The 4,987-nt window shown below is 65.0% G+C and carries 6 protein-coding genes and 1 pseudogene; 3 read left to right on the forward strand and 4 right to left on the reverse strand.

All coding sequences use genetic code 11. The features are described from left to right. Positions 1 to 215, forward strand: a 215-nt coding sequence (locus E8F11_RS07965; protein WP_280288302.1) for a hypothetical protein, incomplete at its 5' end; no start/stop codon positions are given. 35 nt (positions 216 to 250) lie between these two features. Here E8F11_RS07965 and E8F11_RS07970 read toward each other — a convergent pair. The 3 genes from E8F11_RS07970 to E8F11_RS07980 form a co-directional block, all read right to left on the reverse strand. After that, positions 251 to 406 carry a hypothetical protein gene (locus tag E8F11_RS07970; protein ID WP_280288307.1) on the reverse strand — a complete coding sequence of 52 codons (156 nt, stop codon included), beginning with the start codon at positions 404 to 406 and terminating at the stop codon, positions 251 to 253. A 147-nt stretch (positions 407 to 553) separates the two neighbouring features. Then, positions 554 to 799 carry a DUF1145 domain-containing protein gene (locus E8F11_RS07975; protein ID WP_280288303.1) on the reverse strand — a complete coding sequence of 82 codons (246 nt, stop codon included), beginning with the start codon at positions 797 to 799 and terminating at the stop codon, positions 554 to 556. Positions 800 to 922: 123 nt separating this feature from the next. After that, positions 923 to 2,710 carry an alkyl sulfatase dimerization domain-containing protein gene (locus E8F11_RS07980; protein ID WP_280288304.1) on the reverse strand — a complete coding sequence of 596 codons (1,788 nt, stop codon included), beginning with the start codon at positions 2,708 to 2,710 and terminating at the stop codon, positions 923 to 925. A gap of 97 nt (positions 2,711 to 2,807) precedes the next feature. On the opposite strand from E8F11_RS07980, the gene E8F11_RS07985 reads away from it, so the two are divergent. Then, on the forward strand, positions 2,808 to 3,710 hold the full coding sequence (locus tag E8F11_RS07985) for a LysR family transcriptional regulator (protein WP_280288305.1): 903 nt from the start codon (positions 2,808 to 2,810) through the stop codon (positions 3,708 to 3,710). Here the strand turns inward: E8F11_RS07985 and E8F11_RS07990 are convergent. Beyond that, positions 3,707 to 4,234, reverse strand: a complete 528-nt coding sequence (locus tag E8F11_RS07990; RefSeq protein WP_280288306.1) for a hypothetical protein — start codon at positions 4,232 to 4,234, stop codon at positions 3,707 to 3,709. The two genes, E8F11_RS07985 and E8F11_RS07990, sit on opposite strands and share 4 nt — an antisense overlap. Before the next feature lie 229 nt (positions 4,235 to 4,463). Here E8F11_RS07990 and E8F11_RS07995 point away from each other — a divergent pair. Further along, a pseudogene (locus tag E8F11_RS07995) lies at positions 4,464 to 4,718 on the forward strand (acetyl-CoA carboxylase biotin carboxyl carrier protein subunit); the annotation flags it as partial. Positions 4,719 to 4,987 lie beyond the last annotated feature (269 nt).

Below are 4,987 nucleotides of genomic sequence, written 5' to 3' on the forward strand. Positions count from 1 at the left end.
CCGGATGCAGGGGCAAGCCCTTTTGGTTTCTTTTGGGGCGACTGCCAAAAGAGACTCGCCGGGAGGCGAAACAGGGACTCGCAGCCGACTCGATAAGCAGCTTGGCTCAGGACGTTCTAGCAACACTTAATGCAGACATAGCCAATTCATTCGCTATGCAGGCCGCCGGCCTGCCGGGCAAATTCCCGGGGCACTGCGTGCCCCTTGGCGAATGAATTCGCCCCTACAGGCATATCGCCCGTCCTGAGCATTAGCGCCAGGGCGCTGGCGCACCGAGCAACCGCTCCTGCACGCCCTGGATGCCCATCTCCCGCAGCACGCCCAGTTCAACTTCGGTCTCCACCCGCTCGGCGATCAGCGGCAGGTCGATGCTGCAGGCCAAGGCCGAAGCCCAGCGCATTTGCATGCAAGTTTGCGCCAAGCGAAGGGCAGCCCAAGGTCGGTGTTCGACCTGGGCCACGGATCGCTGGTCTTCGCCGAGTTCAGCCCAACCTGCGGGTTGGCCAGGCGTAGGGTGGGCCGGGCGGCGCTCCGCTTAAGCCCACCAAAGGGCTCAGCGCAGACCGCGCAGGTGGAGGAAGCCGAACAGCAGGACCTGGAACCGCTCCAGCCAGGGGAACGGCCGCGTCTTCAACCTGCCGTTGAACAGTGCCGCTTCACCCACATGGACCAGCAACATCGCCGCCGAAGCCCAGAGCAGGCCACGGTGCAGGGGTTCGCCGAAGGGGTAGATGAAATTGAGCAGGGCCACCAGCCAGAACATCGCCAGCGCACCCTTGGCAAACGAGAGGACATGCATCGGGGGGGTTCTCCAGTCGAGGGATGATCCCCGCAGTGTGCCGCGGGCGACCGCAGCTGCCTTCCGCACTTTTGGCTGGAAAGCAGCCGCAGGCCCTCGGTTGGAAGGCAGCCGGCGCGCCGATCAGCGCAGGGTCAGGGCGATGGGCGCCTCGTCGAAGTCGAAGCAGGCGAGGAAGGTCTTGATGTCCAGCAGGTTGCCGTCCACCTTCACGTCGCCCAGCAGGGCGCCCTTGAGCAGACCGTTCTCGCCGCTGATGACGGTGTCGAGGTAGGTCTTGTCGAAGGTCAGCTTGAGCGCAGTGCCATCGGGTATGCCCTTGTGCAGCTGGGCCACGCCGCGACGCACTTCCAGGGCCCATTGCTCATCGATATCGGGGAAGACGAAGCCCAGGGTCAGGTTGACGTCGGCACTCTTCTCGGGGTCGATGCGGGTCACCCAGTTCTGCAGGAAGATGCGTGCCGGCAGGTTCTTCAGCATATCCGGGGAAAGGAAGGCATTACGCATGCCCTGGGACAGCTGCCGTGCGGCGTCGCCATCGAGCTTGCCTTCCAGCTCCATGGCGCTCATCAGGTACCAGTTGCGCCAGTTGATGTTCATGCTGGCGTAACCCAGGCGGCGGAAGCTGCGGGCCTTGATCTCGCGGGCCAGCTTATCCTCATGGTCGAGGCGGATGGCATAACTCGCCAGCTCGGCAGCCCATTGGTACTCACCCTTGAGGTAGGCGTCGCCGGCGGCCAGCAGCACCTTGTCGCGGCCGCCCATCATGGCCACCAGGCGCTTGGCCTTCTCCGCCTGCGGGGTCGGGTCGAGGTCCACCGGGTCGCCCTGGAACCAGCCCAGGTAGCCCTGGTAGATCTGCCGCACGCTGTGCTTCACCGTGCCGTAGTACTCGCGCAGGTAGGGCGTGTAGCCCGCCAGGTAGGCCGGCAGCTGGACCTTCTCCACCAGTTCGTCCGGGGTCAGGCCCTTGTTCATCCAGCGCACGGTCTGGTCGTGGACGTAGGCGATGGCGTCGCGGGTCATGCGCAGCACCTCCTCCACCTTGTCCTTGCCGGACACCGGCTGGCCGTGCAGCGGCACCATGTAGTCGGCCTGGAAGGCACGCAGCTTGTCGAGGCTGTTCACCCACACTACCGGGTCGCGGAACTTGGTGCCGCGCAGGGTGTGGATGTTCGGCAGGGTCGGGCCCTGGGTCACCTCGGCGCTGATCAGCACCTTGTTCTGCGGCAGGAACAGCACGATCTCATCCGGCGCCTCGCTGGGCACATGTAGGAACTGCACCGGCAGCCCTGCGATGGTGGTGTCGAGCCTGTCCTTGAAGGTGATGGTGGGCGCGATGAAGGTGGACGAGGCCTCATGGGCCAGCGGGCCGAGGCCGGCGTTCATGTCCTTCTTGTCGCTGTCCGGCAGGGCCGCACCGAAGCTGTAGCCCGAGCGCATGCCGAGGATGGGGCCGACCAGGGCGCCCTGGGTCACCACGTTCTCCAGCAGGGTTTCCTGGGCGTAGATCTGCACCTCGCCCTTCTTCACCTGCTCTTCGCTGATGAAGCCCTTCACGCCGTTGATGTGGTCGGGGTGGAAGTGGGTGTAGACGATAGCCTTGATCGGCTTGTCGCTGATCTTGCGGAACTCCGCCAGCACCTTGCGCGACTGGTCCGCCGACTCGCCGGTGTCGACGATGATCAGTCCTTCCGGCGCATCGATCATCACACTGTTGGCGAGGTTCCAGCCCACCGCCGAATAGACGTTGTCGGCAATCTTGTAGACCTTCTCGCTGAAGTGCTTGGTGTGCTCGGCCAGTTCGGCGTTGATGCTGGGCTCGATCGACTCTTCCGGCAGGGCGGCGTCGGCGCCCAGGGGTAGTGCGGCAGCCAGCAGCAGGCCGCTGAAACGGGTAGTGATGCGCATGGTTCGCTCGGGATTGTTGTTATGGGCGCAGACAGGCTGGCAGGGGCCTGCTAATAATTCCAATGCATTCTTTTCCCTATAACGATGCAGATCACGCATGAATGACTTACGCCAGCTCCGCCACTTCGTCGCCCTCGCCGAATACGGTCACTTCGCCCGCGCGGCGGAGGCGGTCAACCTCAGCCAGCCAGCGCTCAGCCGAAGCATCCAGGCCCTGGAATCCAGCCTGGGCTGCTCCCTGCTCGACCGTGGCCCGCGGCAGATCAGCCTGACCGCCCATGGCCGGTTGGTGCTGGAACATGCGAGGCGTCTGCTGGATGGCAGCCGCGCCCTGCGTAGCGCGGTGACTCAGCTGGACAACCTCGACAGCGGCGAGCTGCGCCTGGGTGCCGGCCCCTACCCCGCCGCGCGGCTGGTGCCGCGCGCCCTGGGCCGGTTCGCCAGCAACCATCCGGGGGTGCAGGTGCAGCTCAGCATCGAGAACTGGCACAGCCTGCGCCAGCGGCTGCTGGACGATGCCCTCGAGCTGTTCGTCGCCGATGTCCGCGAGTTCGACGGCGATCCCCTGCTCGACATCATTCCCCTGCGCCGCCACCCCGGCACCCTGTTCTGCCGGCCCGGCCATCCGCTGCTGGGTCGCGGCCCGTTGGCGATCTCCGAGCTGGCGGATTACGCGCTGGCCGGCACCCAGCTGCCCGCCGAGGTGGCCAGGGCCATAGGCGAACTCAGTGGCAGCGCCAAGTCCCTGGGCATCGAGTGCGACAACTTCATGGTGCTGAAGGCGCTGGTGGCCGAGAGCGACGTGATCAGCATGGCACCCTGGGACGTGGTGGCCGACGACGTCGCCAACGGACGCCTGGCGGTGCTCGAGCCCCTGCGCGGCACGCGGACCTCATCCGCCTATGGCGTGGTCAGCCATGCCGCGCGCAGCCTGTCTCCGGCTGCGCGGGCGATGCGGGAACTGTTGCTGGAGGAAGATCGGGATTTCCCCGCGGTCTAGCGGCGGTTGCCCATCGACCAATCGCTGCGGTTGTTGTGGCGTGGGTTGTAATGCGGGCGAGCTTCATAGCCGGGCTGCACCCGGTAATGCTGCCGGTTGTTGGGCTGGACGTCGTTCCGGCCCCAGGTTCGCAGGCGCGGCGTGTAGTCGTGGCGGCGCTCCTGGTAGTTATCGAAGCGCTGGTCGTGGAAGCGCTGGTCGTGGAAGCGCCGATCATGGTGGAACTTACGGTCATCGAAGCGCCGGTCGAAACGGTGCTTGTGCATCTGGAAGTCGTTCCGCCGCCCATCGAAACGCCGGTCATGGCGGAAATTGTCATTGCGGAACCTGTCGTGACGGAAGCCATCGTGGCGGCGATGGTCGACGATGTAGTAAGTGGCGTCCGGCCGGTCGTAGTGGTTGTACACCCGATAGTCGTCGTCATCGTAGTAGCGGCGACCGTAATAGTCGTTGTCGTAGTCGTAAACGGCACAGCCACCGAGGGCCAGGCTAAGCACTGCGAGGAAGAATGATCGGTAGGACATGGCGGCCTCCTTCGACCGCTGGGGACGGCGCAGACATATGTCGGCGACTGGGATTTCTCCCACTTCGTTGGACAACGGGTCCTACCCTTCAACGCGCGTTGCCTGTCGGAAAAATCCTTTTCCAGTTGTTGCAACGCACCAAGTTGACGCTGGACGCCCCAGGAACGCGCAGCCCACTCCTTCCTGCCTCACCTGCCGATTGCCGAAAAGCCCGTACCAGAGACGTCGAGCCGACTTGGGCGAGGACGCGCCACTCACTGCCGGCCAGCACGCCATCGAAAGCCATATCGCCGGAAACCTCTGGCAGGTCCAGGTGGAGGAAGGCGCCAGCGTAAAGGCCGGCGACATCCTGGTGATCCTCGAATCCATGAAGATGGAAATCCCCCTCACCGCTCCGCGCGACGGTGTGGTCCGCGAAGTCCGCGTACAACCCGGCTCGCCGGTGCGCGCCGGCCAGCGAGTGGTGGTGATGGAGGCGGTCTGAGGAGCTCTCTCGGGGCAGATCTACCTGTAGGGGCGAATTCATTGGCTATGTCTGCGTTAGCTGTTGCAGAACCGAATAGAAGCGCCTAGCACGGACCTTTCAGACCTGCGCACCGGCCTGACACATCCCTCTCCCCCGGCCCCCGCCCTGCGCCCCAGCCTGATCGCTTCGCGCTCAGNCGCTCATCGGCACCGGAAGCGGTGCTTCCGACAGCGTGCCTCTTCGCCCCGCAAGCGGGCGAGGGGTGACTCGCGCCTGACAGGACGCGG

The organism is Pseudomonas sp. BN417 (assembly GCF_029871205.1).
Classification (GTDB): Bacteria; Pseudomonadota; Gammaproteobacteria; order Pseudomonadales; family Pseudomonadaceae; genus Metapseudomonas.

Bases quoted from the DNA above. Each gene is read 5' to 3' on its own strand.
- E8F11_RS07970 (WP_280288307.1), bottom strand. From the start codon at position 406: ATGCAAATGCGCTGGGCTTCGGCCTTGGCCTGCAGCATCGACCTGCCG.
- E8F11_RS07975 (WP_280288303.1), bottom strand. From the start codon at position 799: ATGCATGTCCTCTCGTTTGCCAAGGGTGCGCTGGCGATGTTCTGGCTG.
- E8F11_RS07980 (WP_280288304.1), bottom strand. From the start codon at position 2,710: ATGCGCATCACTACCCGTTTCAGCGGCCTGCTGCTGGCTGCCGCACTA.
- E8F11_RS07985 (WP_280288305.1), top strand. From the start codon at position 2,808: ATGAATGACTTACGCCAGCTCCGCCACTTCGTCGCCCTCGCCGAATAC.
- E8F11_RS07990 (WP_280288306.1), bottom strand. From the start codon at position 4,234: ATGTCCTACCGATCATTCTTCCTCGCAGTGCTTAGCCTGGCCCTCGGT.